The following is a 4,029-nucleotide window of genomic DNA, read 5'->3' as shown; positions in this document are numbered from 1 at the left end:
AAAAAAACCCGAGTCGTTAGACTCGGGTTTAGTATAAGTGGCGGAGCGGACGGGACTCGAACCCGCGACCCCCGGCGTGACAGGCCGGTATTCTAACCAACTGAACTACCGCTCCACACGGTGATAAATACTYRCGTATCTATCCGATATCCATCGTTCAATATGAATATCTAAATTGGGAGCCTGGCGATGTCCTACTCTCACATGGGGAAACCCCACACTACCATCGGCGCTATTACGTTTCACTACTGAGTTCGGCATGGGATCAGGTGGGTCCATAATGCTATGGCCGCCAAGCAAATTCTGTTTTATCTACYGCCTTATGGCAGCAAATAGCAATCTGGGAAAATCTGACTAGTTCTCAAACACCATTCAAGTGCTTCGTGGAGTCCGTAAAAAACCCCTTGGGTGTTGTATGGTTAAGCCTCACGGGCAATTAGTATCAGTTAGCTCAATGCCTCGCAGCACTTACACACCTGACCTATCTACGTCGTAGTCTCCAACAACCCTTTAGGATACTTAAAGTATCAGGGATGACTCATCTCAGGGCTCGCTTCGCGCTTAGATGCTTTCAGCGCTTATCGATTCCGAACTTAGCTACCGGGCAATGCCACTGGCGTGACAACCCGAACACCAGAGGTTCGTCCACTCCGGTCCTCTCGTACTAGGAGCAGCCCCCTTCAATCATCCAACGCCCACGGCAGATAGGGACCGAACTGTCTCACGACGTTCTAAACCCAGCTCGCGTACCACTTTAAATGGCGAACAGCCATACCCTTGGGACCGACTTCAGCCCCAGGATGTGATGAGCCGACATCGAGGTGCCAAACACCGCCGTCGATATGAACTCTTGGGCGGTATCAGCCTGTTATCCCCGGAGTACCTTTTATCCGTTGAGCGATGGCCCTTCCATTCAGAACCACCGGATCACTATGACCTGCTTTCGCACCTGCTCGAATTGTCATTCTCGCAGTCAAGCGGGCTTATGCCATTGCACTAACCTCACGATGTCCGACCGTGATTAGCCCACCTTCGTGCTCCTCCGTTACGCTTTGGGAGGAGACCGCCCCAGTCAAACTACCCACCAGGCACTGTCCGCACCCCCGATAAGGGGGCGACGTTAGAACATCAAGCATACAAGGGTGGTATTTCAAGATTGCCTCCACATCATCTAGCGACAATGCTTCAAAGGCTCCCACCTATCCTACACATGTAGGGTCAATGTTCAGTGCCAAGCTGTAGTAAAGGTTCACGGGGTCTTTCCGTCTAGCCGCGGGTACACAGCATCTTCACTGCGATTTCAATTTCACTGAGTCTCGGGTGGAGACAGCGTGGCCATCATTACGCCATTCGTGCAGGTCGGAACTTACCCGACAAGGAATTTCGCTACCTTAGGACCGTTATAGTTACGGCCGCCGTTTACCGGGGCTTCGATCAAGAGCGTCGACCGAAGTCTAACCCCATCAATTAACCTTCCGGCACCGGGCAGGCGTCACACCGTATACGTCATCTTTCGATTTTGCACAGTGCTGTGTTTTTAATAAACAGTTGCAGCCACCTGGTATCTGCGACTNCCRGCAGCTTAGRGAGCAAGTCYCRTCACCGYCRGCAGCGTACCTTCTCCCGAAGTTACGGTACCATTTTGCCTAGTTCCTTCACCCGAGTTCTCTCAAGCGCCTTGGTATTCTCTACCTGATCACCTGTGTCGGTTTGGGGTACGATTGCTTACAACCTATCGCTTAGAGGCTTTTCCCGGAAGCATGGCATCAATGGCTTCACCGCCGTAGCGGCTCGACATCGGGTCTCAGCCTAGTGTANTCCCGGATTTGCCTAAGANTACAGCCTACACCCTTGAACTTGGACAACCGTCGCCAAGCCCACCTAGCCTTCTCCGTCCCCCCATCGCAGTTGCAAGCAGTACGGGAATATTAACCCGTTTCCCATCGACTACGCCTTTCGGCCTCGCCTTAGGGGTCGACTCACCCTGCCCCGATTAACGTTGGACAGGAACCCTTGATCTTCCGGCGAGGGAGTTTTTCACTCCCTTTATCGTTACTCATGTCAGCATTCGCACTTCTGATACCTCCAGCATGCCTTACGACACACCTTCAACGGCTTACAGAACGCTCCCCTACCCAATRTGACAAGTCAYATTGCCGCAGCTTCGGTGTATAGCTTAGCCCCGTTAAATCTTCCGCGCAGGCCGACTCGACCAGTGAGCTATTACGCTTTCTTTAAATGATGGCTGCTTCTAAGCCAACATCCTGGCTGTCTGAGCCTTCCCACATCGTTTCCCACTTAGCTATAACTTTGGGACCTTAGCTGGCGGTCTGGGTTGTTTCCCTCTCCACGACGGACGTTAGCACCCGCCGTGTGTCTCCCGGATAGTACTTACTGGTATTCGGAGTTTGCAAAGGGTTGGTAAGTCGGGATGACCCCCTAGCCTTAACAGTGCTCTACCCCCAGTAGTATTCGTCCGAGGCGCTACCTAAATAGCTTTCGGGGAGAACCAGCTATCTCCAGGTTTGATTGGCCTTTCACCCCTAGCCACAAGTCATCCGCTAATTTTTCAACATTAGTCGGTTCGGTCCTCCAGTAAGTGTTACCTCACCTTCAACCTGCCCATGGCTAGATCACCTGGTTTCGGGTCTAATCCTAGCAACTGTACGCCCAGTTAAGACTCGGTTTCCCTACGGCTCCCCTAATCGGTTAACCTTGCTACTAAAATTAAGTCGCTGACCCATTATACAAAAGGTACGCAGTCACACCACGAAGGTGCTCCTACTGCTTGTACGTACACGGTTTCAGGTTCTATTTCACTCCCCTCACAGGGGTTCTTTTCGCCTTTCCCTCACGGTACTGGTTCACTATCGGTCAGTCAGGAGTATTTAGCCTTGGAGGATGGTCCCCCCATGTTCAAACAGGATATCACGTGTCCCGTCCTACTCGATTTCACGACTAAAGCATTGTCGGTTACGGGGCTATCACCCTGTATCGCTGTGTTTTCCAACACCTTCACCTAACGCTAAAGCCGCTTAAGGGCTAATCCGGTTTCGCTCGCCGCTACTGCCGGAATCTCGGTTGATTTCTCTTCCTCGGGGTACTTAGATGTTTCAGTTCCCCCGGTTCGCCTCGTTACGCTATGTATTCACGTAACGATAACTGCTTATGCAGCTGGGTTTCCCCATTCGGAAATCGTAGACTCAAGTGGCTTTTACTGCCTAATCTACGCTTATCGCAAGTTAATACGTCCTTCATCGCCTCTGACTGCCCAGGCATCCACCGTGTACGCTTAGTCACTTAACCATACAACCCCAAGAGGTTTCGTATGGCAACAACCAAGGTTCACTCTCTATAAAAGAGAATTATTTGTTTTCGCCGGACTCTTACACAAGACACTTGAATGTGTTTGTTTTGAGAACTCGTATTTTGTTCTTATTAAAAGATGGAAGATACATTTGTAATTGAATCTCTAAGATTCAATTTACTAGTCAGCTTTCCAGATTGTTAAAGAACATGTGTTGACCTTCGAAAAGGTTTCCACTTTTTAAGGACACTCATTTCATCACGAAATGCGCTTAAAGAGTGGTGGAGCTATGCGGGATCGAACCGCAGACCTCCTGCGTGCAAGGCAGGCGCTCTCCCAGCTGAGCTATAACCCCAACGTTTGAAAAACTCTCACACACTTTCTCTGGGAGAGAAAGTGGTGGGTCTGAGTGGACTYGAACCACCGACCTCACCCTTATCAGGGGTGCGCTCTAACCACCTGAGCTACAGACCCAAGTCTTTCACGTTCTTTTACATTTTAACCAAGCAATCTGTGTGGACACTGCATAAAACAGCAGGTCATATCGTTAAGGAGGTGATCCAGCCCCAGGTTCCCCTAGGGCTACCTTGTTACGACTTCACCCCAGTCATGAACCACACCGTGGTAAACGCCCTCCCCGAAGGGTTAAGCTATCTACTTCTGGTGCAGCCCACTCCCATGGTGTGACGGGCGGTGTGTACAAGGCCCGGGAACGTATTCAC

The 4,029-nt window shown here is 50.8% G+C and carries 3 tRNA genes and 3 rRNA genes; all 6 read right to left on the bottom strand.

Annotation, left to right across the window (positions count from 1 at the left end):
- Positions 1-38 precede the first annotated feature (38 nt).
- Positions 39-115: transfer RNA gene (locus tag L4D78_RS00350), tRNA-Asp, on the bottom strand.
- Positions 116-181: 66 nt separating this feature from the next.
- Positions 182-297, bottom strand: a 5S ribosomal RNA gene (gene rrf / locus L4D78_RS00345).
- Positions 298-415: 118 nt separating this feature from the next.
- A 23S ribosomal RNA gene (locus tag L4D78_RS00340) occupies positions 416-3,306 on the bottom strand.
- A 280-nt stretch (positions 3,307-3,586) separates the two neighbouring features.
- Positions 3,587-3,662, bottom strand: a tRNA-Ala gene (locus L4D78_RS00335).
- 42 nt (positions 3,663-3,704) lie between these two features.
- Positions 3,705-3,781: transfer RNA gene (locus tag L4D78_RS00330), tRNA-Ile, on the bottom strand.
- 74 nt (positions 3,782-3,855) lie between these two features.
- Positions 3,856-4,029, bottom strand: a 16S ribosomal RNA gene (locus L4D78_RS00325); the annotation flags it as partial.

Source organism: Photobacterium minamisatsumaniensis, from assembly GCF_050336695.1.
In the GTDB taxonomy this organism is placed as follows: domain Bacteria; phylum Pseudomonadota; class Gammaproteobacteria; order Enterobacterales; family Vibrionaceae; genus Photobacterium; species Photobacterium minamisatsumaniensis.
The sequence above is the reverse complement of the archived record's forward strand: the minus strand, read 5'-3'. Positions and strand labels throughout refer to the sequence as shown.